Origin of the sequence: Kitasatospora sp. NPDC048286 (assembly GCF_043201735.1) — a bacterium.
Taxonomy (GTDB): Bacteria; Actinomycetota; Actinomycetes; order Streptomycetales; family Streptomycetaceae; genus Kitasatospora.
The window spans coordinates 64,717-89,065 of record NZ_JBICZE010000014.1 but is presented as its reverse complement, the minus strand read 5'-3'; the positions used below and the strand labels follow the sequence as shown (position 1 = coordinate 89,065).

20 protein-coding genes, 1 tRNA gene and 1 riboswitch are annotated in these 24,349 nt (G+C 73.7%); of the genes, 6 read left to right on the top strand and 15 right to left on the bottom strand.

Features of this window, described 5'->3' with window-relative positions; all coding sequences use genetic code 11:
- Positions 1 to 53: 53 nt before the first annotated feature.
- Complete coding sequence (locus ACGF13_RS29905) at positions 54 to 620, top strand: Lrp/AsnC family transcriptional regulator (RefSeq protein ID WP_392880971.1); 567 nt, start codon at positions 54 to 56, stop codon at positions 618 to 620.
- Between the two features lie 152 nt (positions 621 to 772).
- On the top strand, positions 773 to 1,543 hold the full coding sequence (locus ACGF13_RS29900) for an IclR family transcriptional regulator (protein WP_392880969.1): 771 nt from the start codon (positions 773 to 775) through the stop codon (positions 1,541 to 1,543).
- A gap of 59 nt (positions 1,544 to 1,602) precedes the next feature.
- On the opposite strand, the gene ACGF13_RS29895 is transcribed toward ACGF13_RS29900, so the two are convergent.
- The 3 genes from ACGF13_RS29895 to ACGF13_RS29885 all read right to left on the bottom strand — a co-directional run bounded on the left by ACGF13_RS29895 (position 1,603) and on the right by ACGF13_RS29885 (position 5,320).
- Positions 1,603 to 2,409: a S16 family serine protease gene (locus ACGF13_RS29895; protein ID WP_392880966.1), complete on the bottom strand. Its 807-nt coding sequence runs from the start codon at positions 2,407 to 2,409 to the stop codon at positions 1,603 to 1,605.
- Between the two features lie 38 nt (positions 2,410 to 2,447).
- On the bottom strand, positions 2,448 to 3,098 hold the full coding sequence (locus ACGF13_RS29890) for an IclR family transcriptional regulator (protein ID WP_049654777.1): 651 nt from the start codon (positions 3,096 to 3,098) through the stop codon (positions 2,448 to 2,450).
- Positions 3,099 to 3,487: 389 nt separating this feature from the next.
- On the bottom strand, positions 3,488 to 5,320 hold the full coding sequence (locus ACGF13_RS29885) for a DEAD/DEAH box helicase (RefSeq protein ID WP_392881355.1): 1,833 nt from the start codon (positions 5,318 to 5,320) through the stop codon (positions 3,488 to 3,490).
- Between the two features lie 311 nt (positions 5,321 to 5,631).
- Here ACGF13_RS29885 and ACGF13_RS29880 point away from each other — a divergent pair, with 311 nt between their 5' ends.
- Positions 5,632 to 6,057, top strand: coding sequence for an SsgA family sporulation/cell division regulator (locus ACGF13_RS29880; protein ID WP_392880963.1), 426 nt, complete (start codon positions 5,632 to 5,634; stop codon positions 6,055 to 6,057).
- A gap of 76 nt (positions 6,058 to 6,133) precedes the next feature.
- Here ACGF13_RS29880 and ACGF13_RS29875 read toward each other — a convergent pair whose 3' ends face one another.
- The 3 genes from ACGF13_RS29875 to ACGF13_RS29865 are packed head-to-tail and all read right to left on the bottom strand — an operon-like array spanning position 6,134 to position 10,664.
- Positions 6,134 to 8,704, bottom strand: a complete 2,571-nt coding sequence (locus ACGF13_RS29875) for a rhomboid family intramembrane serine protease (protein WP_392880960.1) — start codon at positions 8,702 to 8,704, stop codon at positions 6,134 to 6,136.
- Complete coding sequence (locus tag ACGF13_RS29870) at positions 8,701 to 10,026, bottom strand: alpha/beta hydrolase (RefSeq protein ID WP_392880958.1); 1,326 nt, start codon at positions 10,024 to 10,026, stop codon at positions 8,701 to 8,703. The genes ACGF13_RS29875 and ACGF13_RS29870 overlap by 4 nt, the downstream gene beginning before the upstream one ends.
- Positions 10,023 to 10,664, bottom strand: coding sequence for a class F sortase (locus ACGF13_RS29865; RefSeq protein ID WP_392880955.1), 642 nt, complete (start codon positions 10,662 to 10,664; stop codon positions 10,023 to 10,025). The genes ACGF13_RS29870 and ACGF13_RS29865 overlap by 4 nt, the downstream gene beginning before the upstream one ends.
- Positions 10,665 to 11,068: 404 nt before the next feature.
- Here ACGF13_RS29865 and ACGF13_RS29860 point away from each other — a divergent pair, with 404 nt between their 5' ends.
- Complete coding sequence (locus ACGF13_RS29860) at positions 11,069 to 12,358, top strand: hypothetical protein (protein ID WP_392880952.1); 1,290 nt, start codon at positions 11,069 to 11,071, stop codon at positions 12,356 to 12,358.
- A gap of 3 nt (positions 12,359 to 12,361) precedes the next feature.
- On the opposite strand, the gene ACGF13_RS29855 is transcribed toward ACGF13_RS29860, so the two are convergent.
- Both ACGF13_RS29855 and ACGF13_RS29850 read right to left on the bottom strand, forming a co-directional pair.
- A complete protein-coding gene (locus tag ACGF13_RS29855; protein WP_392880950.1) occupies positions 12,362 to 13,801 on the bottom strand; it encodes an MFS transporter in 1,440 nt (479 codons plus the stop codon).
- An 82-nt stretch (positions 13,802 to 13,883) separates the two neighbouring features.
- Positions 13,884 to 14,198 carry a DMT family transporter gene (locus tag ACGF13_RS29850; RefSeq protein WP_392880948.1) on the bottom strand — a complete coding sequence of 105 codons (315 nt, stop codon included), beginning with the start codon at positions 14,196 to 14,198 and terminating at the stop codon, positions 13,884 to 13,886.
- Between the two features lie 44 nt (positions 14,199 to 14,242).
- Positions 14,243 to 14,308, bottom strand: a riboswitch (guanidine-III (ykkC-III) riboswitch).
- 84 nt (positions 14,309 to 14,392) lie between these two features.
- Between ACGF13_RS29850 and ACGF13_RS29845 the strand changes: the two genes are divergently transcribed.
- Positions 14,393 to 14,464, top strand: a tRNA-Cys gene (locus ACGF13_RS29845).
- Between the two features lie 85 nt (positions 14,465 to 14,549).
- Here ACGF13_RS29845 and ACGF13_RS29840 read toward each other — a convergent pair.
- The 6 genes from ACGF13_RS29840 to ACGF13_RS29815 all read right to left on the bottom strand — a co-directional run bounded on the left by ACGF13_RS29840 (position 14,550) and on the right by ACGF13_RS29815 (position 21,930).
- Complete coding sequence (locus tag ACGF13_RS29840; RefSeq protein WP_392880946.1) at positions 14,550 to 16,877, bottom strand: xanthine dehydrogenase family protein molybdopterin-binding subunit; 2,328 nt, start codon at positions 16,875 to 16,877, stop codon at positions 14,550 to 14,552.
- A complete protein-coding gene (locus tag ACGF13_RS29835; protein ID WP_392880943.1) occupies positions 16,874 to 18,136 on the bottom strand; it encodes a 2Fe-2S iron-sulfur cluster-binding protein in 1,263 nt (420 codons plus the stop codon). The genes ACGF13_RS29840 and ACGF13_RS29835 overlap by 4 nt, the downstream gene beginning before the upstream one ends.
- Entirely contained in the window at positions 18,133 to 18,999 is an 867-nt protein-coding gene (locus ACGF13_RS29830) for an FAD binding domain-containing protein (RefSeq protein WP_392881353.1), read from the bottom strand. The genes ACGF13_RS29835 and ACGF13_RS29830 overlap by 4 nt, the downstream gene beginning before the upstream one ends.
- Before the next feature lie 302 nt (positions 19,000 to 19,301).
- Positions 19,302 to 20,912 (bottom strand): beta-N-acetylhexosaminidase, encoded by a 1,611-nt coding sequence (locus ACGF13_RS29825; RefSeq protein WP_392880940.1) that lies wholly within the window; start codon positions 20,910 to 20,912, stop codon positions 19,302 to 19,304.
- A gap of 91 nt (positions 20,913 to 21,003) precedes the next feature.
- Positions 21,004 to 21,282, bottom strand: coding sequence for a DUF3039 domain-containing protein (locus ACGF13_RS29820; protein ID WP_392880938.1), 279 nt, complete (start codon positions 21,280 to 21,282; stop codon positions 21,004 to 21,006).
- Between the two features lie 63 nt (positions 21,283 to 21,345).
- Positions 21,346 to 21,930 (bottom strand): YqgE/AlgH family protein, encoded by a 585-nt coding sequence (locus ACGF13_RS29815; protein ID WP_392880935.1) that lies wholly within the window; start codon positions 21,928 to 21,930, stop codon positions 21,346 to 21,348.
- A gap of 300 nt (positions 21,931 to 22,230) precedes the next feature.
- On the opposite strand from ACGF13_RS29815, the gene murA reads away from it, so the two are divergent.
- Positions 22,231 to 23,571: a UDP-N-acetylglucosamine 1-carboxyvinyltransferase gene (murA, locus tag ACGF13_RS29810; protein WP_392880932.1), complete on the top strand. Its 1,341-nt coding sequence runs from the start codon at positions 22,231 to 22,233 to the stop codon at positions 23,569 to 23,571.
- 73 nt (positions 23,572 to 23,644) lie between these two features.
- Here murA and ACGF13_RS29805 read toward each other — a convergent pair whose 3' ends face one another.
- Positions 23,645 to 23,929: an HU family DNA-binding protein gene (locus ACGF13_RS29805; protein WP_030242980.1), complete on the bottom strand. Its 285-nt coding sequence runs from the start codon at positions 23,927 to 23,929 to the stop codon at positions 23,645 to 23,647.
- Between the last annotated feature and the right edge of the window lie 420 nt (positions 23,930 to 24,349).

The window sequence follows — 24,349 nt, the reverse complement described above, 5'->3', positions numbered from 1 at the left end:
GGAGAATCGGCCGCGCAGCTGTACAGAATGCCCACCCCAGGACGGTGCCGCGAATGCCCCCCGCCCACTCCCCGAACTCCCCGGGTTCCCCCGGCGCAGCCAACTCCTCCGCCCCGCAAGGGGCTTCCGCCGCCCCGCCGGTCAGCACCAACGACGCCATCGACCCGCTGGACGGCCGGCTGATCCGGCTGCTCGCCGAGGAGCCCCGGATCGGGGTGCTGGAGTGCTCGCGCCGGCTGCAGGTCGCCCGGGGAACCGTGCAGGCCCGGCTGGACCGGCTCCAGGCCAAGGGCGTGATCGGCGGCTTCGGCCCGGAGGTGGACCCGGCGGCGATCGGCTACCCGGTGACGGCCTTCGCCACCCTGGAGATCTCCCAGGGCCAGGGCGCGGACGTGCGGGCGCACCTGGCGAGCGTGCCGGAGGTGCTGGAGCTGCACACCATCACCGGGATCGGGGACATGCTGGTGCGGATCGTGGCCCGGTCCAACGCCGATCTGCAGCGGGTGATCGACCGGGTGCTGGGCTTCGACGGGATCGTCCGCTCGTCCACCGCGATCGTGCTGGAGAACCCGGTTCCGTACCGGATCCTGCCGCTGGTGGACCAGGCCGCCGCCGAGTAGGAGGGGAGACACGGCCCGACGCGCCGATTTGGCACATCCGTGAGGCGTCGGTGGCCGCAAGATTTATATATGAACGTTCTACTAACTCTCGCGCCGCCCTCCGGTCCGCTGAAACGCGTGCCGACCGAGCCCTCCCCCGGGTCGGCCCCCGCATGACGAACGCGGTCGCGGCCGACGGAACCGCCCCCACCCTCATCGCCTCCGCCCAGCGCGCCCTGCGCCTGCTGCAGGCGGCCGCCGGCTACCCCAAGGGCGCCACCGCCAAGCAGCTCGCCCGGGACACCGGCCTGGCCCTGGGCACCACGTACCACCTGCTGCGCACCCTGGTGCACGACCACTACCTGGAACGCCACAGCGGCCTCTACCTGACCGGCCCCGCGGTCGCCGGGCTGATCCGGTACGACGGTCCGGCGACGGGCCGGGCCCGGCTCAAGGCGCTGCTGGGCATGCTCGCCGACGAGCTGTCCGCCGCCGTCTACTTCACCTGGTACCGGCACGGCGAGGTGGAGCTGGTCGAAGCCGCCGAGGCCCCCGGCGCGCCGCTGATCGACCGGGCCGGCTTCCGGGCCGCCGCGCACGCCACCGCGGCCGGCAAGACCGTGCTGGCCCTGATGACCGCCGAGGAGCGCCGGGACCACCTGGCCCGCTACCCGATGGTGCCGTTCACCCCGTACACCCTGCGGGACCCGGCGTGCCTGCCGCTGCTGCCGCGCCAGGGCCCGCGCCGGGTCGTCCCGATCACCCAGTTCCAGGAGTACGAGATCGGCTCGGCCGGTGCGGCGGTGCCGATCGTCGCGGGCAACGGCATCGGCGCGATCTCGGTGTCCCTGCCGATGGCCCAGGCCCACCGGCTGGCCGGGATCGCCGCCCAGCTGCACACCCAGCTGGGCGACGACTTCGCCTCGGTGGCCTTCGGGATCTGACCGCGCCGGGGCCGGTCAGCCCCGGCGCCCCAGCGGGAACGGCCGGCCGTGGAGGACGGTCAGCAGGACGGGACGGTGCCGCCGCTCCTCAGCGCCTGGAGGGCGGAGACCGACTCCGCGAGGTTGCCGACCGGCACCAGGCGCAGCGACGCCGGGGTGTTCACCTTGGCGTCCGTGCACTCGTCCTTGGGCAGCAGGAACACCGTCGCGCCGTCCCGGGCGGCCGCCTGCGTCTTCAGGGGGACGCCGCCGACCGGGCCGACGGTGCCGTCCTTGTCGATGGTGCCGGTGCCGGCGATGGTGCGCCCGCCGGTGAGGTCGCCGCCCTTGCCGTCGCCGGCCAGCTTGTCGACGATGCCCAGCGCCAGCATCTGGCCGGCGCTGGGGCCGCCGACCGCCCCCAGGTCGATCTTGACCTTCACCTGGTCCGGCGACAGGTGGAGGTAGTCCAGCGCGGCCGCGGTGGCGGCGTCCTGCGACTCGGCCATCTGCTGGGCGGTCGCCTCGTCGGCCTTCGCCGGGTTGCTCTCCGGGTAGACCGTCTCGGTCGGGCGGACCGCCTCCTTCGGGTCGAACCACGCCTGCAGCGAGCGCCAGAAGGTGTTCTTCTGGCCCGGGTTGGTCGCCGTGATGGTGACCATCCGCAGCTCGCCCTCGGTGGTGCGCAGCGGCGCCCCGGTGATGGTGAGGACCGGCTTGTTCTCGTACGTGCCCAGGGTGTCCGCGGTCAGGCCCGGCCAGGTGACGGTGTACGGCAGCGGCACGAAGGCGGCCACGCCGAACAGCGCGGCGACCAGCACCCCGCAGAGCGTGAGCGCGCGGGTCCGCGGGGAGGTGAGGGCCTTGGTGAGCTTGGTCTCGGACACAAGGGGAATCCAAACACACCCGACGACCCGCGCGGGTGCTACCTCAGGGCGTCGGCCACCTCGGTCGCCGCCTCCACCACCCGGGGGCCGACCCGCTCGGGCACCATGCCGTTCAGCATCACCACGCCGACGCTGCCCTCGATGCCGCTGAGTCCGACCAGTGCGGCGGCCGCCCCGCTCGCCCCGGACTGCTCCTCCGCACGGGTGATGACGAAGCCCTGTTCGGGCCTGCGCTGGCTGGGGAAGGTGCGCGCCTCCAGGATCGCCCGGCCGGCCGCGCTCTCGGTGAGCGGGTGGCGCAGGCCGGTCCGGTAGGCGACGTGGAAGTCGGTCCAGCTGGGCTCGACCACGGCGACGGCCAGCGCCTCGTTGCCGTCCACCAGGGTCAGGTGGGCGGTGGCGCCGAGGTCCTCGGCCAGGCTGCGCAGGGCCGGGAGGGCGGCCTCGCGCAGCAGCGGGTGCACCCGGTGCGCGAGGCGCAGCACGCCGAGGCCCACCCGGGCGCGCCCGCCGATGTCCCGTCGGACCAGTCCGTGCTGCTCCAGGGTGGCCAGCAGGCGGTAGACCACCGTCCGGTTGACGGCCAGCCGGGCGGCCAGCTCGGTCACGGTGAGTCCGCGCTCGGAGTCGGCGAGGAGCTTGAGGACCCGGACGCCGCGGTCCAGGGTCTGGGAGGTCTCGGCAGTCACGACGGGCAATCCTTTCCGCGGCGCTCGCGGGGCGGGCGGCGCCGTTCCAAGGTCGGTGTCGCGCGCAGGTGGGGGTGGCCGCGCTCGGTCCGCACGGCGTCGTCCTTGACGCGTGCGGCCCTGCGACGCCGTCCCGTGGGGGTTGCCCGACGGAAGAGCGTGGGGGAAAGGTAGTGAAGGAAATGACGCGGCGGAAGTGGTTGTCCAAAATTCGGGCGTGATCGACTTCAACACCGCCTCGAATTCGGGACGAACCCCCGCGATTCGCCGGGTGCGCCGGGCCGCGGCCGCGCCCCCGGTCCGGTGACCGGACGCGCCGGAGCGAGCACCCCGGAGCGGACGCGGCGGAACGGGCGCGGCGGACGGAGCCGCGCCCGCTTCCGGCTCCGCTACCTGGCCCACTCCCGGATCTTCGCGATCCGCGCCTTGAGCTGGTTCGCGGTGGCCTGCGCGGTGAGCGGCCCGCCGCACTGGCGGCGCAGCTCGTTGTGGATGGTGCCGTGCGGCTGGTCGGTGCGGTGGTGCCAGGCGGCGACCAGCGCGTTCAGCTCCTTGCGCAGCTCCCGCAGCTCCTGGTGGGTGACCACCGGCCGCTCCTCGGCCGGCAGCTCCAGGAGGTCGGCCTCCTCGGCGGGCTTGGCCTTGCTGCGCTGGATCTGCCGGTGCTGGCGCTTCTGCAGCAGCATCTGCACCTGGTCCGGTTCCAGCAGGCCCGGGATGCCGAGGTAGTCCTCCTCCTCCTCGCTCCCCGGGTGGGCCTGCATGCCGAACTCCATGGCGTTGTACAGCACCCGGTCGAAGACCGCGTCGGAGCCCAGCGCCTCGTACGAGAACTCCTCGCCGCCGGCGCCGTCCGGCCCGTCGTTGGCCCGCTCGGCCTCGGCGAGCAGCCGGTCCTCCTCGTCGAAGAGGCCCTCGCCCTCCTTCTTCGGCCGGTCGAGCACGTGGTCGCGCTGGAGCTCCATCTCGTTGGCGAAGCCCAGCAGCAGCGGGATGGTCGGCAGGAACACCGAGGCGGTCTCGCCGCGCTTGCGGGCGCGCACGAAGCGGCCGACGGCCTGGGCGAAGAACAGCGGGGTGGAGATCGAGGTCGCGTACACGCCCACGCACAGCCGGGGCACGTCGACGCCCTCGGACACCATGCGGACCGCGACCATCCAGCGCGAGGTCCCCGCCGCGTAGTCGGAGATCCGCTTGGACGCCTCGGTCTCGTCCGAGAGCACCAGGGTGACCTTCTCGCCGCTGATCTCGCGCAGCATCTTGGCGTACGCCCGGGCGACGTTCTGGTCGGTGGCGATGACCAGCCCGCCGGCGTCCGGGATCGCCTTGCGGACCTCGGTGAGGCGCCGGTCGGCGGCCTGGAGCACCGCCGGGATCCACTCGCCCTGCGGGGACAGCGCGGTGCGCCAGGCCTGGGCGATCAGGTCCTTGGTCATCGGCTCGCCGAGCCGGGCCTCCAGCTCGTCGCCGGACTTGGTGCGCCAGCGCATGTTGCCGCTGTAGCTGAGGAAGATCACCGGGCGGACGACGTGGTCGGCCAGCGCGTGCCCGTAGCCGTAGGTGTAGTCGGCGACGGACTTGCGGATGCCGTCGCCGCCCGCCTCGTACGCCACGAACGGGATCGGGTTGGTGTCCGAGCGGAACGGCGTACCGGTCAGCGCCAGTCGGCGGGTGGCCGGTTCGAAGGCCTCGAAGCAGGCCTCGCCCCAGGACTTGGAGTCACCGGCGTGGTGGATCTCGTCCATGATCACGAGGGTCTTGCGGGCCTCGGTCCGGTTGCGGTGCAGCATCGGGTTCACCCCGACGCCCGCGTAGGTGACCACGATGCCGTGGTAGTCCCGGGACAGCGGCCCGGAGGAGTACGCCGGGTCCAGCCGGATGCCTATCCGCGCGGCGGCCTCGGCCCACTGCTTCTTCAGGTGCTCGGTCGGCGCGACGACGGTCACCTGCTGCACCAGGTGGTTGTGCAGCAGGTACGAGGCCAGGGTGAGCGCGAAGGTGGTCTTGCCTGCGCCCGGGGTGGCGACCGCGAGGAAGTCACGCGGCTGCGTCTCGATGTACTTATCCAGCGCGCCCTGCTGCCAGGCCCGCAGCTTGCCCGCGGTGCCCCAGGGGGCGCGGCCGGGGAAGGCCGGGGAGAGGTGGTGCGAGCCGGCGGGCGCGGCATGGCCGACGGATCGGACGGGGGCCTGCGACTCCGGTACGTCGGAGAACAGCGGCATCGAGGAGGCGGCGGCAGTACTCACGGTCTCCGAGGGGGATCATCGCAGGTCAGAGGCGGTTTTTCGGCCTCGCCCCGCGGTCGGGCGGCGATCGGACAACCCGCCCAGCGTACCGGCCCGGCGCCGTTCGAGCCTCCAGGCGGGGCTCCACGGCGGGCCCGCACGGCCGGAAATCGATGTGACCCGGATCACATCCAATACTCCGTGAAACCCGGTAAGCACCAGGCGCCCCGTGACTCTCACCAGGGTGAGGCCGCACCAACCCCACCTGCCGAAGCGCGGCCTCGCACCGAACCGAAGGGATCCCCCACGTGCGCACCGTCGAAGAGGCCGTCCAGGCCCGCCTGATCCTCTCCGCCCACTGCTCCGTCCGGCTGCGGGTGGTGCTCTCCTACCTGCCGGAGGACCCGCTGGCCGTCCGGATGGCCTTCCCCTCCGAGTTCTCGCTGGACGACCCCGCCGAACGCCGGGACTCCGAGGACATCGTCTGGATCTTCGCGCGCCAGCTGCTGTCGGCCGGCATCGAGCTGCCGGCCGGCGTCGGCGACGTCCACGTCCGGCCCGCGATCGGCCGGCGCACCATGGTCGAGCTGCGGGCCCCCGAGGGCACCGCGCTGCTCCGCTTCGACACCGCCGACCTGCGCCGCTTCCTGTGGCGCAGCCGGCTGCTCGTCCCCGAGGGCGAGGAGCACCTGCACCTGGACGCCGACCGCGCGCTCGCCCAGCTGCTCGGCTGACGGGCGGCCCGGCGCCACGGCCGGGGCAGCGGCGCACGGTCTCCCGGGTCCGGGGCCCGGGGACTGTGACCTCCGCTCAGCCCGAGAGCCTGCGCATCAGCCGCACGCCCTGGGCCGCCGTCAGGTGCGGCAGGTACGCCTTGCCGATCGCCCTGGTGATGCCGGGCAGCGCGGCCGGGTCGGGGTACGCCATGTACATCGGCCGGTACTCCGGCTGGAACTTCGCCTTGAACGCCAGCAGTGAGCGGAAGCCGTACACCGGCTCCAGCACCCTGCCCATCCAGTCCAGCATCCGCTGCAGCCCGGTGGGCTCCTCGTCCTGCCCGGTGCGGGCCAGCGGCGCGCCCGACAGCGACAGGAAGCGCGCGCCCTCCTCCTTGAACCCGAGCGCGGCCGAGGCGATCAGGAACTCGCTGACCCCGCGGAAGCCGTCCGAGCGCCGGCGCATGAAGTCCAGCGTCCAGCCGACCGGAACGCCGTCCTCGTACACCGGCATCCAGCTGGTCAGCCCGTGCACCACCCGTTGCTCGTCCACCGCGACCAGCACCCGCACGTCCGGGTCGTCCAGCTCCGCCAGCCCGCCGAGCGTGAAGCCCATCTCCGGCAGGCCCTTCTCGGAGACCCACTCCTCGGAGATCGCCCGGATCTGCTCCCGCAGCGCGAGCGGCGCCTCGTGGTACGCCCACCACTCCGCGGAGATGCCCTGCTTGCCGGCCTTGTTGAGGGCGGTGCGGATGTCCTGCCACTTGCGGCCGGTGAAGGCCAGCTCGGGCAGCGGCACCACGGTGTCCTCGGCGACCTGCACCGAGCGCCAGCCGAGCTGCGCGGCGGCGGCCCTGGTGTCGCCGCAGACGCTGTAGAAGCACGGCGTCCAGCCGCGCGCGTCGCAGTACCGGGCGAAGCCGGCCACCGCCCGGGCCCGGTCCTCCGGGGCGCCGAACGGGTCGCCGGTGGTCAGCGCGACGGTGCCCACCACCCGGTAGGCGACGGCCGCCCGGCCGCCCTCGTCGAACCAGTAGTGGTTGCCGTCCCAGGTGGCGATGAACGAGAGCGTCCCGCCGCCGTGCTCGGCCAGCAGCGCCCGTGCCCGGCCGGCCGCCGCCGCGTCGGTGTGCAGCACCGGACGGCGGAACACCGACAGCAGCACGGCCAGCGCGACGACCCAGAACACCAGCCCGCAGTACGTCTCCAGCAGGCGCGCCACCGGCCCGACCGCGATCGGGTAGTCCGGCAGCAGGTCGTTGTACGCGGGCGGCAGGAACTGGGCCGGCAGCCCGGCCACCAGCCTGCGGGCGGTCGCCCCCGGCTCGAACTCCCCGGCGACCAGCCGCCCGATCCCCACGTAGGCGGCCGCGGAGGCGAACGCCGCGCCGCCGAGCACCAGGGCGAGCCGGCGCACCGAGCGGCCGGACAGCCGCAGCGGGAACCGCTTGCGGGTGGCGACCAGCAGGACGGTGGTCAGCAGCGGCAGCAGCAGCGCCTCGACGAAGTACTGCACCACGTCCCGGCTGACCGGCCCGGCGTCCAGGTACAGCCAGCACAGCAGCGCCGCCCAGAGCAGCTCGGTGGCCACGGTGACCAGCCAGGCGAACCGCAGCCCCCGGCGCAGCCCCTCGGCGAGCACCAGCAGCAGCGCCGGGAACAGCGCGGCCATCATCCGGCCCGGGGTGTCGAAGATCCGGACGACGGCGTGCGCCCGGGCGCAGTCGTGCGCCGACAGCGCGCAGAAGTCGGCCACCTCGTCCGGGCTGAGCCGGTGCGAGAAGTACAGCTCGGAGAAGGTGTTGAAGGGCCCGCTGGCGTTGTCGTACAGCGAGGCGAGCAACGGCCCGAAGGCGGCGGCGACCAGGCAGAGCGCGACCAGCACCCGGGTCTCGGAGTGCGAGGAGCGGTGGGTGCGCAGGTGCGGGCGGCCCCGGCTGACCAGGGCGCCCAGGGCGAGCCCGGCCAGCGCGCCGGCGCACCGCTGGACGCTCTGCAGGTGGCCCACGTACAGCGTCATCACCAGCGGGACGAGCAGCACCAGCAGGTGCAGCCGGCGGCGCCAGAGCACGGTGAGCCGGTACCCGAGCACCCCGGCCAGCGCGAACGCGCCGACGCCCGGGCCGACCGAGATCTGGTCGGCCACCGAGGCGGTCCACTGCTCCCCCGCCGAGGAGCCGAAGGCGACCAGGGCGGTGCCCAGCAGGGTGCCGACGACCTGCCCGCCGACCAGCACCGCGAGGGTGCGCGGCCGCCCGAGCCGGTGCTCGGCGGCCGGGCCGACCAGGAGCAGCAGCAGGCTGGTGAACACGTACGAGCCGGTGCCCGAGCACCAGAGCATCGAGGTGACCGGCGCCCACCAGTGGCCCTCGGCCAGCGTGGACAGCCCGATCCCGGCCCGCTCGAGCAGCCGGTCGGACGGGCCGTGGCCCAGGCTGCCGGTGGCCGCGCCGAGCAGCCAGAGCCCGGCCAGCAGGGTCAGGGTCAGCGGCGCCGAGCGCAGCCGGGAGCCGAGCGCCCCGGCCGCCCGCCGGAGCTTCTGCGGGCCCGGTTCCGGCGTCCGGGTGACCGGGGCCCGGTCGGCGCCCCGTTCGGCGGCGCGCTCTGGCTCCGGCCCGGGCCCGCGGTGCTCGCCGACGGCGGCCAGCGCGGTCGCCCCGGTCACCGGGTCAGCCCGGTCTGTTGGGCGAGCCACGGCAGCTGCTGGCCGATGCCGGGCCGGAAGACGACCCATCCGTGGCCGCCCGGCATCAGATCGAACTTGGCCTTCATTCCGGCCGCCTGAGCGGCGTGGTAGACCTTCTCCATCTGTGGTCTGAACTCCTCGTCGGTCTCGCCGACGACCAACGCGACGTTGGTGTCCGGGAACTTCTTGCGGGCCATCACCTGGAGCGGATCGACCTCGTCGAACTTCTTCTCGTCACCACCGAACGCGGCCTTGACAGTCTGTTCCCGGCTGCCCAGGGTCGGTTCCTCCTGCCCGGACATGTCGAGGACGGTGCCGTAGACGTCGGGCGCGTTGACGCCGAGCTGGAGCGCGCAGGTGCCGCCCATCGAGGCGCCCCCGATCGCCCAGGCGGTGCGGCCGGTGGCGGCCTGGAGGTTCTGGTGGACCCACTCGGGGACGTCCACCGCGAGGTAGGTCTGGGCCTTGGCGATCTTGGAGTCGAGGCAGAGCGTGTTGGCCCAGGTCGAGCCGAGCTGATCGGGCATCACCACGATCGGCGCGAGGCCGCCGTGTTCCGCGGCGTAGGCGTCGAGCGTCTCGTTGATCTGGGCGGACAGCACCCAGTCCCCCGGGATGCCGGGCTGACCGGTGATCATCACGACCACCGGCAGCAGCGGCCGCGGGGTGGCCTGGTAGGCGGGCGGGAGGTAGACGTACGCGTCCCGGGCCTGGAAGCCCGACCTGGTGCCGGGGATCGGCACCACCGAGACGGTGCCCTTCGCGGGCAGGTCCGCCGGCGGCTTCCAGACCTCCTCCAGCGACCTGCCCGGCGGGGCGGTCACGGTCTGGCCCGCCTTGGTGGCGACCAGCCCGTCGGTCTTGGTCAGCCACGGCGCCAGCATCACGCGCCCGCTCGGGAACTGGCCGAAGCCGATGTTGACCTCGGAGGAGGACATCAGCAGCACCAGGCCGCTGAGGGCCAGCGCGCCGCCCCGGCGGCGCCAGGTGAGCCGCCGCATCCGGTAACCGGCCAGGCAGAGCCCGAGCAGGGCGACGGCTATCCACCAGGTGACGTACCGGGGCGTGCCCTCCGGGAAGGGGTGCCACCAGCCGTCGACCACGACGTCCAGCAGCCAGCTGAGCGCCGCGGCGGTGACCAGCGCGGCGGGCAGGCGGACCCGCCACCAGCTCCGGCCGCGGCCGACGGCGAGCGCGAACAGCGCCGCCCAGCCGGCCGTCAGCACGGCGTGCGGGATCAGGCCCTCGGTGAGCGGCCAGTCGATCGGATTCCAGCGGGAGGCAAGGGTCAACGTGCTCATGCGGCTCGGCCCGGCGGGGTGGTGTCGGCCAGGAAGCCGTAGGCGACGACGTTGCCGTCGTAGCCGTGCTCCTCGCTGTACGAGCCGCCGCAGGTGATCACCCGCAGCTGCGCGTCAGTGGCCTGACGGTAGACCCGATCGTCCGGGAAGTCCTTTCGGTCGTGCACTTCGATGGCGTAGAGCTGGTAGACGGCGGTGGCGCCGTCCGCCCGGGCGATCTCGATCCGGTCCCCCCGACGGAGCGCGCCCAGATGATAGAAGACCGCGGGGCCGGCCTTGTTGTCGACGTGCCCCGCAAGGATCGCGGTGCCGCGCTGGCCGGGGCTGGCCCCGCCGCGGTACCACCCCGCCAGGTTCCGGTCCCCCTCGGGAGGGGTCTGGAGGTGGCCGTCGGCGTCCAGTCCGAGCGCCGTGACCGGGGCGTCCAACCGCACCGCGGGGATGCGGATCCGGGTCGGCGCGGACGGGCCCAGCGGCGGGACGATCGAGACCGGCGCGATCCCGGCCCGGGCCTGGCCGGCCCCCGGCGCGGGCGGCAGCGACGGGCTTCCGCCGTGCAGCAGCCAGGCACCGAGCACCAGCGCGGCACCCGCCGCCAGGGTGCCCGGCCAGGGCCCCCCGCTCTGCTGGACGCCCACGGGCGCTCCCTTCTGCCGACGGAACCCCGCTTCCTGGGAGTTTCCTGGGAACAATTCAACCGGAACGGACTGTATGGCACGTCCATACGACGGTCGTACCGGCACCCGCCGATCGGCAGGGTTGATCGCCCTTTCCCTGCGCCTCGTGGGCATCCGGTAGCGGAGTGCGACGAACACCTTCCACACACGATCCCCCCGGGAACACACCCGACACGAGCTACCGACGGTTCAACGGACCCGATCGGTTGCGTCGTTCGAGCGATCGCTCACGACCGCCCGCTGCGCCTCTCCGAACGGCCCCGCCCTCGTGCCATGCTGACCCGGTTACGGTTCCCCACCCGTGTGTCCGACGGGACCGCGCACTCCAGCCCACCGCCCACCACCGCCCAACGAACGGAGTGACCATGGACGCCCTCTCCCGCCGCACCCTGCTGGCGGCCGGCGCCGCCACCGCCGCCGCCCTGGCGGCCGGCTGCGGCAGCAATCACGCCACCGGCGGAGAGCGGGCGACCGACGCCGCCGTCCCGGCCACCGGCGCGGCCGACGAGCAGGGCGCCGCTCCCGTCCCGGCCCCGGCCCCCGAGCAGCGGACCGTCGTGATCGGCGACGGCTCCACCTCGGACACCGGCGCCCAGCCGCACCAGCCCGTCGCCGAACGGCTGGAGCCCGGCCGGCGGCCGCCGCAGTTCGTGGTCTTCTCCTGGGACGGCGCCGGCGAGCTCGACAACGGCCTGTTCGCCCGCTTCCGCCGGCTGGCCCAGGAGCACGACGCGAAGATGACCTTCTTCCTCAGCGGCCTCTACCTGCTGCCCGAGTCCAAGAAGGAGCTCTACCGCCCGCCGCAGCACAAGGCCGGCGCCTCCGACATCGGCTACCTGAGCGACCAGCACATCCGCGACACCCTGGAGAACGTGCACGCGGCCTGGCTGGAGGGCCACGAGATCGGGACCCACTTCAACGGCCACTTCTGCGGCTCCACCGGCGTCGGCAAGTGGTCCCCGGAGGAGTGGGACAGCGAGATCCAGCAGGCGATGGACTTCGTGATGAACTGGCGCACCAACACCGGCTTCACCGACCTGCCGGCGCTGCCCTTCGACTACCGCAAGGAGCTGATCGGCAGCCGCACCCCCTGCCTGGAGGGCCAGCGCAACCTGCTGCCCACCGCGGTCGGGCGCGGCTGGCGCTACGACAGCAGCGGCAACGGCACCCAGGTGTGGCCGCAGAAGATCCAGGGCGGCGCGCTGTGGGACCTCCCGCTGCAGTCCATCCCGTTCCCCGGGCACACCTTCCAGGTGCTCTCGATGGACTACAACATCATGTACAACCAGTGCGGCCCCAACACCAAGGCCGACCCGGCGCTCCACCCCGGATTCCAGACCCAGGCCCGCGACGCCTACATGATGGGCTTCGACCGCACCTACAACGGGAACCGGGCACCGTACGTCATCGGCAACCACTTCGAGGAGTGGAACGGCGGCATCTACATGAACGCCGTCGAGGAGGTCCTCGGGGCCATCGCGAGCAAGCCCGAGGTCCGGCTGGTCTCCTTCCGGCAGCTGGTCGACTGGCTGGACGCCCAGGACCCGGCGGTGCTGCGCAAGCTCCAGACACTCGCCCCGGGCCAGGCCCCGGCCGGCGGCTGGGAGGCCTTCCTCGGCGCCCCGGCGGGGGCCGGAGCCCCCGCCGCCGGCTGACCGTCAGGCCTTCGTCCGCACCCGGCCGGAGAGCAGCGCGCCGACCAGAGCCACCCCGGCCATCGTCAGCAGGACCACCGCGAAGGCGCCGGGCGAGCCGGCCGCCCCGCCGCCCTCGTGGGCGGCGGCGAGCGAGCCGCCGCCCAGCGCCGCGAACATCACTCCGGCCAGGCCCGTCAGCAGCACGTTGCCCAGCGCGTCGCTCACCTGCAGGGCCGCCGAGTTGGCCCCGGCGTCCTCCGGCGTGGAGAGCTTCATCATCAGCACGCTGACGCTCGCGACCGCCAGTCCCATCCCGACGCCGCCGACGCCCCAGGCCACCGCGGCGGCCCAGGCCGGCACCGCCGGGAACAGCACCAGCGCGGCACCCGAGATCGCCACCGCCGTCAGCACGAAGCCGCCCCGGATCATCACCGCGCGGTAGCGCTCCGCCCCGGGCCGGCCCTGGAGCCAGGAGCCGAGCGCCCAGGTGAGGCCGCCGCTGGTCAGGGTCAGGCCGGCCAGCGTCGGCGAGAGCCCGCGCTGGGTGGTCATCATCAGCGGGATGAACGCCTCGGCCGCGAAGAACGCCCCCGCGGCCACCCCGCGCAGCAGGATCACGGCCGGCAGCCCGCGACCGGCCCGCAGGGTCCGCGCCGGCAGCAGTCCCAGGACGGCCGGCACGAGCAGCGCCGCCCCGGCGATCCCGGGGGCCAGGCCGATCAGGTCGCGCCGCTGGCCCGCGTACTGCAGCAGGCCGGCGCCGACCGCCGCCATCGCGGCCAGCAGGGTGCGACGGCGGTCGAAGGCCGCGCCCCTGACCACCGGGTGCTCCCGCTCCGAGCGGGCCAGCGCCGGGCCCATCACGGCCAGCGGCAGGAGGATCAGCACCGGCACGGCCAGGAACACCCAGCGCCAGCCCAGGTGCTGGGTGACGGCCCCGGAGACCAGCGGGCCGATGATCGAGGGCAGCACCCAGGCCGAGGAGAAGGCCGCGAACACCGCGGGCCGCAGCCGCTCCGGGTAGGCCCGGCCGACCACCACGTACAGGGCGACGATCACCAGCCCGCCGCCCAGGCCCTGGACGGCCCGCCCGGCCACGAACACCCACATCCCGGGTGCCGTCCCGGCCACCACCAGTCCGACGCCGAACACCGCGATGCCGCTGAACAGCGGCCGCAGCGGGCCGCTCCGGTCGCACCACTGGCCGGAGACGACCAGGGCGAACAGGGTGGTGGTGAAGTAGCCGGAGAAGGCGAAGGCGTACAGCCCGAGCCCGTGCAGCTCACGGGCCGCAGTCGGCATCGCGGTGTTGACGGCCGTCGCCTCGAAGGCGATCACCAGGACCACCGAGACGATCCCCAGCGTCAGCGCGCGGTAGCGGCCGCCGAGGACCCCGCCACCGGGGTCGTCGTCGAGGGGTATCGGTACGGGGTCGACCGAGGTGGGGGAGGCAGTGGTCATACGTATCATCGTAAGTGGCGTCTGCCTCGATGACCCCTGACCCCGGTCGGGGAACGACTCGGTCCCGAGGCCTAGGACGGGCTCAGTGGAGCACCTTCAGGCCCACCACGCCGGAGACGATCAGCAGCAGGCAGGCGATCCGGGCCACCGTCGCGGGGTCCCCCAGGACGGCCATGCCGTAGGCCGCGGTGCCGACCGCGCCGATGCCGACCCAGACCGCGTAGCCGGTGCCGATCGGAATGGTGCGCATCGCGTACGCCAGGCCGCCCATGCTGACCAGCAGAGCGACGCCGAAGACGACGCTGGGAACGGGACGGGTGAAGCCCTTGGAAGATTCCAGGGCGACCGCCCACACGGTCTCCAGGAAACCCGAGACGATCAGAACGAGCCAGGCCATGACGGTGATGCCTCCGCAGTCCACAGCGGCCGGATTGCCGCTGAACTGCGCCGTCTTGTCGTCACCGGGTACGACGCGCTCGTCCGGGGTGGCGGGAATGCCGCCACCGGTCTCCGACGGTAGCACACACTGCCATACAGAATTTACAAAGGAGCATTGACCCCGCTCCCCCGATCGGCCACCATGAATTCACTGGCCGTGTGCCCGAGTGGCTTAGGGAACCGTCTGCAAAGCGGTACACGCGGGTTCGATTCCCGCCATGGCCTCCCGGAAAAAGGAATTGCCGGTCGACTCCGAAAAGTCGGCCGGCAATTCCTTTTCGCCGCTCCCGGCATTTCCCGGGAAATCCGGTCAGGCCGTGACGGCGTCCTCCGCCCGGATCGGCAGCCGGCCGACCGGCAGGCCGGTGGCGGCGCGCACGGCCGCGGCGACGGCCGCCGGGGCGACCACCGCGGGGACGGCGCCGACCGCCTTGGCGCCGAACGGGGCCACCACGTCGCGCTCCTCCAGCAGAGCGGCGATCCGCACCTCCGGGGTGTCCAGCGCGGTGGGCAGCCGGTAGCCGGTGAGCGAGGGGTTCTGCAGCACCCCGCCCTCCGTCCGCAGGTCCTCCAGCAGCGCCAGGCCCACGCCCTGGGCCACCCCCGCCTCGATCCGGTCCTCGATCTGGCGCGGGTTCAGCGCCCGGCCCACGTCCTGGGCGACCGTCATCTCGACCACCCGCACGGCGCCCAGCTCGATGTCCACGTCCACCACGGCGCGCATCGCGCAGAACGAGATGGAGACGAAGGCGTCGCCCTGCCCGGCCTCGTCCAGCGGCTCGGTGGGGTGCGGGCGGCACTGCGCGGTGGCCCACAGCTCCTTGCCCTCCAGCGCCTCGGCGACCGGCATGCCGAGCACCCCGTCGTACGAGGTGATCTTGCCGTCGGCGATCTGGAGCAGCTCCACCGACATCCCGAAGTTCGCCGCGATCGGCTGCAGCAGCTGGTGGCGGACCATCAGCGCGGCCCGCTCGACGGCGCCGCCCGAGACCCAGGTGTGCCGGCCGCGGGCGGACGGCCCGGCGATCGACTGGTCGCTGTCGGCCGGCGCGATGTAGACCTCGCTGACGCCCAGTACGGTCTGCACGATCTGCCGGGCCAGCGTGGCGAAGCCCTGCCCGGCGTCGACCGCCGCGCAGATCACGGTGGCGTGGTCGCCGCTGACCCGCACGGTCGCGGTGGAGACCTCGTCCTCGCCCTCGGCGCCCAGCATGTGCACCATGCCGACGGCGTAGCCGATGCCGCGCCGCACCGCCGCCGGGTCGCCCGCGCCGCCGGGCCCGCCGGGCAGCAGCCACTCGGCGTCCGGGTCGTCCACCGGCAGGGCCGGCAGCGGCTCGGCCGCCACCGCGTCCAGCAGGGCGAGCACCGGCGCCGGGCAGGTGACGGCCTGTCCGGTGGGCAGCGGGTCGCCGGTGGACATCGCGTTGCGGCGGCGGATCTCCACCGGGTCCACGCCGATCCGGGCGGCCAGCTGGTCCAGCTGCGACTCGTACGCGAAGCAGGCCTGCAGGGCGCCCTCGCCGCGCATCCGGCCGGCCGGCGGGTTGTTGGTGCGCACCGCCCAGGCGTCCACGAAGACGTTCGGGCAGACGTACGGGCCGGCCGAGAAGGCCGTCGCGGCGGCCAGCGCCTCGGCGGAGACGTCCGCGTAGGCGCCGCCGTCCAGCAGGATCTGCGCCTCGACCTTCACCAGCGTGCCCTCGGCGTCGGCGTGGTGGCGGTAGCGCAGGAGCGCGGGGTGGCGCGAGGCGTGGGTGTGGAAGGACTCCTCGCGGGTGAGCGTCATCTTCACCGGACGGCCGGTGCGCAGCGCCAGCAGGGCCAGGGTGACCTGGAACGAGAGGTCCTCGCGGTCGGTGGTGGCGCCGGGCACGCCGGTGACCACCAGCCGGACCCGGTCCGGCTCCAGACCGAGGCAGGCGGCGGTGCGGTCGCGGTCGCCGTGCGGGTCGGTGGAGGACAGGTGCAGCTCCACGCCGCCGTCCGGGCGCGGCACGGCCAGCCCGGCCTCTGCGCCGAGCGGGGCCGGGTCCTGCCGGCCGACCTGGTAGAGGCCCTCGACGACGATCTCGCCGACCGCGTCCGGGTCCCCGGTGCGCAGCGGCAGGTGGCGGAACAGGTTGCCGTCCGGGTGCAGCGGCGGCGCGGTGAAGGCCTGCTCCGGATCGGTGACGGCCTCCAGCGGCTCGTAGTCGACCGCGATCAGCCCGACCGCCAGCCGGGCGGTGTCCGGGTGGTCGGCGGCGACCGCGGCGATCGGCTCGCCGTGGTGGCGCACCACGCCGGCGGCCAGCACCGGCCGGTCGGCGACGATCGGCCCGGCCGGGGCGCCGTCGGGGGTGCCGTCCGGGCCGGGTGGCAGGTCTGCGGCGGTGACCACGGCGTGCACCCCGGGCAGCGCCAGCGCGGCCGAGGTGTCGATGCCGCGGATCCGGGCGTGCGGGTGCGGCGAGCGCAGCACCGCGCCCCACAGCAGCCCCTCGGCCCACAGGTCGGCCGCGTACGGGTAGATGCCGAGCGCCTTGGGCAGCGCGTCGCTGCGCAGCGGGGAGCTGCCCAGGCCGATCGGCTCCGGTGCGCCGCCCTCGCCGCCGTCCTGCTGGAGTGCTGCGCCGATGTCGGTAGGCGACGTCATGATGCGTGGTCGTCCTCGGGGAGCCGGATGCCGTGGGCGGGGGTGGCGCCGTACGGGACTCCGGCCGGGGCGCCGCCCTCGGCCGGGGCACCGTGCGGGTGCGGGGCGGCGTACGGGGTGCCGTGCGGCGGCGTGCCGTCGTAGACGGCGCCGGGCAGCGGGGTTCCGTGCGCGGGGGTGGACTCGTAGACCGGGGCGTCGTACCCGGTGTCGTAGCCGCTCTGCTGCTGGTGGCCGTCCGGGAAGGGCAGGTGGGTGCCGTGCGCGGGGGTGGCCTGGTACGGCTGCTCGGGGTAGCCCTGGGGCGGGTAGTACACCTGGTCGTCGACGGCCTGGGCGGGGATGCCGTCCCGGATCGGGGCCAGCACGGTGGTGTCGTACACGCCGCTGTCGTACCCGCCCTGGGGGTCGCCGTAGGGCAGCCCGGCCGGGGCCTGGTCGAGGGGGTGCTGCTCGACGGCGGGGTGCTGCCCGACGAGGTGCCGCTCCGCGGGGTGCTGCTCCACGGGGTGGGCGACCGGGTGGGGCTGCTCGACGGGCTGCTGGGGAACGGCCTGCTGGGGGACGTGCTCGATCCAGGCCTCGGCGTCGGCGTAGACCGGCGGCTCGACGGCGTGCCCGGGTTCGACGGGCGCCTCCGCTGACGGCTCGGCGACCGGCTCGACCGGCGCCTCGGCGGCGGTCTCGACCGCCTCCCCGGCCTCCTCGGTGTCCAGCGCGCGGGCGTCCGCGACGGTCTGGACGGCGGCCAGCACGCCCCGGTAGCCGGTGCAGCGGCAGAGGTTGCCGCACAGCGCCTGGCGGGCCTCCACCTCGGTGGGCCGGTGGTTGCGCTGGAGCAGGTCGTGCACCGCCATCGCCATGCCCGGGGTGCAGTAGCCGCACTGGACGGCGCCGGAGGCGGCCAGCGCCTGCTGGACGTCGCTCGCGCCGCCGGCGGCCGACAGGCCCTCGACGGTGTTGATCTCGCTGTCGGCGGCCAGTGCCGCGGGCACCAGGCAGCCGGCCACCAGCTGGCCGTCCACCTGCACCGAGCAGGCCCCGCACTCGCCCTGCTCGCAGCCGTCCTTGGCGCCGGCCAGGCCGAGCCGCTCGCGCAGCACGTAGAGCAGGCTCTCGCCGATCCAGGCGTCGGTGACGGGCCGTTCGAAACCGTTGACCCGCAGCGTGTACGAGGCGCACGGGCGCAGCTCGCGGCTGACCTGCGGGGAGAGGCCGAGCGGGTCGGCGTCGAGGGTCTCGATGGGGTCTGTGGTCACTTCAGCGCCCTTCCCAGTGCCCGTCGGGCCAGCACCGATACGGTACGCCGCAGCCGAACGGCGGCCGCGGTCGGCCCCTCGGTCACGGCCTCCCAGGCGCCCTCGGCGCCGTAGTTGTCGGGGACGCAGGCACCGGCCACGTACTCGCCGAAGGCGGCGGTCGCGGCCGGGTCGATCTCCCGGCTGCCGTCCCAGTCGATGCAGCCGGCCACCCAGGCCTCGGCCTCGAGCGGGCGCAGCGGCACCGGCGCGACGGCCCCGACGGCGCAGCGCACCGAGCGCCGGGCCGGGTCGAGGACGAGGGCGACGGAGGCGGTGGCGCGGGCCGGGCCGCTGCGGCCGGTGGCCTTGAGGAAGACCTGCGGGGCGTGCAGCAGCGGGACGCGCACCCAGGTGAGCAGTTCGCCGGGGCGCACCGGGTCGAGTCCGGTGAGCAGGTGACTGACCGGCACCTCGCGGGTGCCCCCGGCCCGGGCCAGGGTGACGCTGGCCTCCAGCGCGGTGAGCACCGGGAGGGTGTCGCCCGCGGCGGCGGCGGTGACGATGTTCCCGCCGAGGGTGCCGACGTTGCGGACCTGCGGCGGGCCGGCCGTGCGGGCCGCGTCGGCGAGCGCGGGGATGAGCGCGGCGAAGTCGGGGCGGTCCATCCGGGCGTGGGTGAGTCCGGCGCCGAGGACGGCGGTGCCGCCGTCCTCGTAGCGCCAGCCGCGCAGTTCGGTGATCCGGCCGAGGCCGACCAGGGCGGCGGGGCGCAGTCGGCCGGCGTTGACGGCCTCCATCAGGTCGGTGGCTCCGGCCACCGGTACCGCGGCCGGGGCGGCGGCCAGCGCGTCGACGGCCTCGTCGAGGGAGGCCGGCAGCATGATCGTCCGGTTCACCTGGGTCCCACCGTGCTCCACTTGCTCATCGATCGCCTGCCGCCCGCCGGCCTTCGGCCGTGCCGTCCTGCGTCAGCAGCCCGGCCTGGCCCGTAGGGTACGGGCGATCGGGCCGGGTTGGGCAACTCTGGCACACAATGCTCGATGATCATCTCGGGACCGGTGAACGGGACTGCCCGATTGGGACTGATACCGGGCGGTATCTGCCCCGACCCGCTCCGGGCCAGGGCAGATGTTCATCAGTTCTTGACGTCGGATGACCGCTCAGAAGTTCCCGATGAGTAGGACTAGCGCACCGGCGGGGGGCCCTCGATCGGCCGGCCGGCCACTGAGGGCCAGCGCTGCCAGGGGTGCGGCCCGTCCGCCGGGCGGTACTCGACGCCGAGCGCGTCCAACACCTTCAGGTGGGCCGTCAACCGCTGCTCGAAACCGGCGTAGTCCCGCTCGGCCGGCGCGGCGGGCAGCTCGGACCAGGCGACCTCGGCGAAGGCGACCAGCCGGGGGAAGGCCCGGTAGTCGATGTCCCTGGCGCTGTCCATGAACTCGCTCCACAGGTTGGCCTGGGTGCCGATCACGTGCCGGGCGGCGGCCTCGTCCAGCTGCGCGGGGACCGGCTCGAACCGGTAGACGTCCTCCAGCGTGCGCACGAAGCCGACCGGGATCGGCTCGTCCGGTCCGTCCGCCTGCCGGTGGTCGAAGTAGACGTGCTGCTCGGGGCACATCACCACGTCGTGCCCGGCCTTCGCGGCGGCGATCCCGCCGCCGAAGCCGCGCCAGGAGGAGACGGCGGCGCCCGGGGCGAGCCCGCCCTCCAGGATCTCGTCCCAGCCGATCAGCCGGCGGCCGCGCTCGGCCAGCCAGCGGTCGAAGTGCCGGATGAGGTGGCTCTGCAGCTCGTCCTCGTTGGCCAGGCCCAGCTCGCGGATCCGGGCCTGCGCGGCGGCGCTGTCCTTCCACTGCTCCTTGGGGCACTCGTCGCCGCCGAGGTGGACGAACTCGGACGGGAAGAGCTCCAGGACCTCCTCCAGCACGCCCTCGAAGAAGCGCAGGGTCTCCTCCGAGGCGTTGAGCACGTTGTGACTCACCCCCCAGTCGGTCCAGACCCCGAGCGCGGCGGTGTCCACCACGTCGGTGTTGCCCAGCTCGGGGTAGGCGGCGACGGCGGCCTGGGTGTGGCCGGGCAGGTCGATCTCCGGGACGACGGTGACCCCGCGGGCGGCCGCGTAGGCGACGATCTCGCGCAGGTCGTCCTGGGTGTAGTAGCCGCCGTGCGGGCGGTCGTCGCGGCGCTGCCCGGCCCGGTAGCCGACCATCGAGCGGTCCCGCCAGGCACCGCGCTCGGTCAGCCTCGGGTAGCGCTTGATCTCGACCCGCCACCCCTGGTCGTCGGTCAGGTGCAGGTGCAGCACGTTCAGCTTGTGCGCGGCCAGCAGGTCGACGAAGCGCAGCACGTCCGACTTGGGCAGGAAGTGCCGGGCGACGTCGAGCAGCGCGCCGCGCCAGCCGAACCGGGGGGCGTCCTCGATGTCGGCGCCGGGCAGCACCCAGCCCTCGCGGCGCAGCGGCGACCGCCGGTAGGCGTCCGGCCCGAGCAGCTGCCGCAGGGTCTGCGCGCCCCACAGGGCGCCCGCCGGCCCTCCCGCGGCGAGCAGGGCGTGGCCGGGGCGCACCGTGAGCCGGTACGCCTCGGCGGCGAGCGTCGCGTCCTGGACCAGCTCGATGCCCGCGCCCGGCCGGCCCGGGCCGAGCGGCAGCCCGGTGGCGGCGGACAGGGCGGCCCGCAGCCAGCGCTCGGCGTCGGCCAGCGCGGGGGGTGCGGTCAGCGTCGTGGTGGCGTCGAGCGGATAGTCCTCGTCCGGGCGGCGGGCGGCACTCGAAGGTGCGGGAATGAGGTCCATTCCGACATCCTGCCCACGCCCGGAACGATTGGCATAGACCACCCAGGAAACCGGGTGCTATGCAAAACGGCGTCGCGCGGAGCGCCGCGGACTACTTGCCGTCGCCGTCGCCGCCCTGCGGCTTGCCGATGCCGTCGTAGATCTCCTTGCACATCGGGCAGACCGGGTACTTCTTCGGGTCGCGACCGGGCACCCACACCTTGCCGCAGAGCGCCACCACGGGAGACCCGGAGAGCGCGCTCTCCATGATCTTGTCCTTCTGGACGTAGTGCGCGAAGCGCTCGTGGTCGCCGTCCCCGTTGGACACCTGCGGGACGGGCTCGACCAGGGTGCCGGTGCCGAGGCCGCGCTCGGGCTCAAGAGTGCTCATGGGTGCCAAGTCTATGGGCGCCTCCGGAAACCCGGCCAGTGTCACCGCACCGGGCCGGTCGGCTCAGTTCATCGTCGGGTCGTCCGGGTAGGTCGCCAGCAGGGCGAGCGGGCCCCTCTGGCGGCGCAGCACCGAGCGCCACAGCCGCTCCGGCTCGGGGCTGGAGACGTCCCCGGGCTCGCAGTCCACCAGGTACCAGGCGCCGCTCTCCAGCTCCGCCTCCAGCTGCCCCGGCGACCAACCGGCGTACCCGGCGAAGATCCGCAGGCTGCCCAGCTCACCGGCCAGCACCTCGGGCGGCGCCTCCAGGTCCACCAGGCCGATCGCGCCGTGCACCCGGCGCCAGCCGAGCGGCTCGCCGGTGCCGGGCTCCCCTGGGGCCACCGCGAGGCCGAGCGCCGAGTCCAGCGCCACCGGGCCGCCCTGGAACACCACGGCGGGCTGTCCGACGAGTCTGTTCCAGCCGTCCAGCACGCTTCCCACCTCGACCGGTGTCGGCCGGTTGAGGACCACGCCGAGCGCCCCCTCGACGTCGTGGTCGAGGAGCAGCACCACCGCCCGCGCGAAGTTCGGGTCGGTGAGCAGGGGCGTCGCGACGAGCAGACTGCCGGTGTGGGACCGGCCTCCGTGCGATTGGGCCGCCGTCATGCCCACATGATCCCGCAGAACGGCACCGCTCGGACACCGCAACGCCCGGAAACCGGCCACCGCGACGAACACCCGTACGGCCGTACCGGGGGGCGGGCGCGGGCCCGGAGAGAGCACCATCACGGGAGAGGCTCACGGGAACCATCGGCGCGCCTACTACCATCTACGTCTGGTGGACGCCCTTCACGGTGCCGACTCGGTTTCGCCGGGGGTCCGAACGTGCCCGTACGACCGGTCCACCACCGGCTCTCTCCCGGAGCCCCTTTCCCCACCCCTCTGGCACCCCGGATTGCGAGAACGATGACCGACGACGTCCTGCTGGTCCATGGCGGAAACCCGCTCGAAGGCGAGATCCGCGTCCGCGGTGCGAAGAACCTGGTGCCCAAGGCCATGGTCGCCGCCCTCCTCGGGCAGGGCCCCAGCAGACTGCGCAACGTCCCGGACATCCGCGACGTCAAGGTGGTCCGCGGCCTGCTGCAGCTGCACGGCGTGACCGTGCGCACCGGTGACGAGGACGGCGAGCTGATCCTCGACCCCTCGCACGTCGAGAGCGCCAATGTCGCCGACATCGACGCACACGCCGGCTCCTCGCGGATCCCGATCCTGTTCTGCGGCCCGCTGCTGCACCGCCTCGGCCACGCCTTCATCCCCGGCCTGGGCGGCTGCGACATCGGCGGCCGCCCCGTCGACTTCCACTTCGAGGTGCTGCGCCAGTTCGGCGCCACCATCGAGAAGCACCCGCAGGGCACCTACCTGGTGGCCCCGCAGCGGCTGCGCGGCACCAAGATCGAGCTGCCGTACCCCTCGGTCGGCGCGACCGAGCAGGTGCTGCTCACCGCCGTCCTCGCCGAGGGCGTCACCGAGCTGCGCAACGCGGCCATCGAGCCGGAGATCGTCGACCTGATCTGCGTGCTGCAGAAGATGGGTGCGATCATCACGCTGGGCACCGACCGGACGATCCTGATCACCGGCGTGGACGAGCTGAACGGCTACAACCACCGCGCGCTGCCGGACCGCCTGGAGGCGGCCTCCTGGGCCTGCGCGGCGCTGGCCACCAAGGGCGACATCTACGTCCGCGGCGCCCGCCAGCTGGAGATGATGACCTTCCTGAACACCTTCCGGAAGGTCGGCGGCGCCTTCGAGGTGGACGACGAGGGCATCCGCTTCTGGCACCCGGGCGGCGAGCTCAAGGCCATCGCCCTGGAGACCGACGTGCACCCGGGCTTCCAGACCGACTGGCAGCAGCCGCTGGTGGTCGCGCTGACCCAGGCCACCGGCCTGTCGATCATCCACGAGACGGTGTACGAGTCGCGGCTCGGCTTCACCGGCGCGCTGAACCAGATGGGCGCGCACATCCAGCTCTACCGCGAGTGCCTGGGCGCCACCCCGTGCCGCTTCGGCGCCCGCAACTTCCTGCACTCCGCGGTCGTCTCCGGCCCGTCCAAGCTGATCGGCTCCGAGCTGGTCATCCCGGACCTGCGCGGCGGCTTCTCGTACCTGATCGCGGCGCTGGCGGCCGAGGGCACCTCGACCGTGCACGGCATCGACCTGATCAACCGCGGCTACGAGAACTTCATGGACAAGCTGCGGGACCTCGGCGCCCACGTCGAGCTGCCCAGCGAGCAGCTGGTCGAGGCCTGACGGTCCGGACACGACGGCGAGAGGCCGGGCTCCCCAGCGGGGAGCCCGGCCTCTCGGGCGTTCAAGGGGTGGCTCAGGCAGCGCCCTTGGCGGCTTCCTTCAGCTTGGAGCCGGCGCTCACCTTGGCGCTGTAGCCCGCGGCGATCTGGATCGGCTCGCCGGTCTGCGGGTTGCGGGCGGTGCGGGCAGCGCGGTGGGTGCGCTCGAAGGTCAGGAAACCGGGGATGGTGACCTTCTCGTCGCCCTTGGCGACGACCTCGCCGACGATCTCGGCGAAGGCGGCCAGAACGGCGTCGGCGTCCTTGCGGGTCACCTCGGCGCGCTCGGACAGCGCGGCCACCAGCTCACTGCGGTTCATGTGTACTCCTGTGGTCTGTTCGCTTGCGGTGCGCGGGGGCCCATCGGTGCTCCCACCGGGGGGCACCCGGATGGGCCGCAGGTCCGCACACTGTGCTCATGCAGGCAATGCGTGGTCGCAGGCCGGGTCCGCACCCGATGCCGCGCGCCGGAGCCGTCGAAGGCCCGCCCGCCCGCCTGGATACGAATCCTGCCCCGACCGGCCCCGAGAAAGCCAATCGGGCCCCGGCCCAGCCACCCGAACATCGCCCGCCCGTTGGAGGTGTGACGCTCCGTCGGCTCCGGCGGACCGGGCGCGGGCGGCGGTCGGGAGGACGCGCCGGAAGACCAGGGGGACGTTCCGTACTTGTCGGACACGCCTGCCCCGTGCAGGGCTACGGTACGCCCTACGACTGACAAGCCCAAACACGCCCCTCGCCCT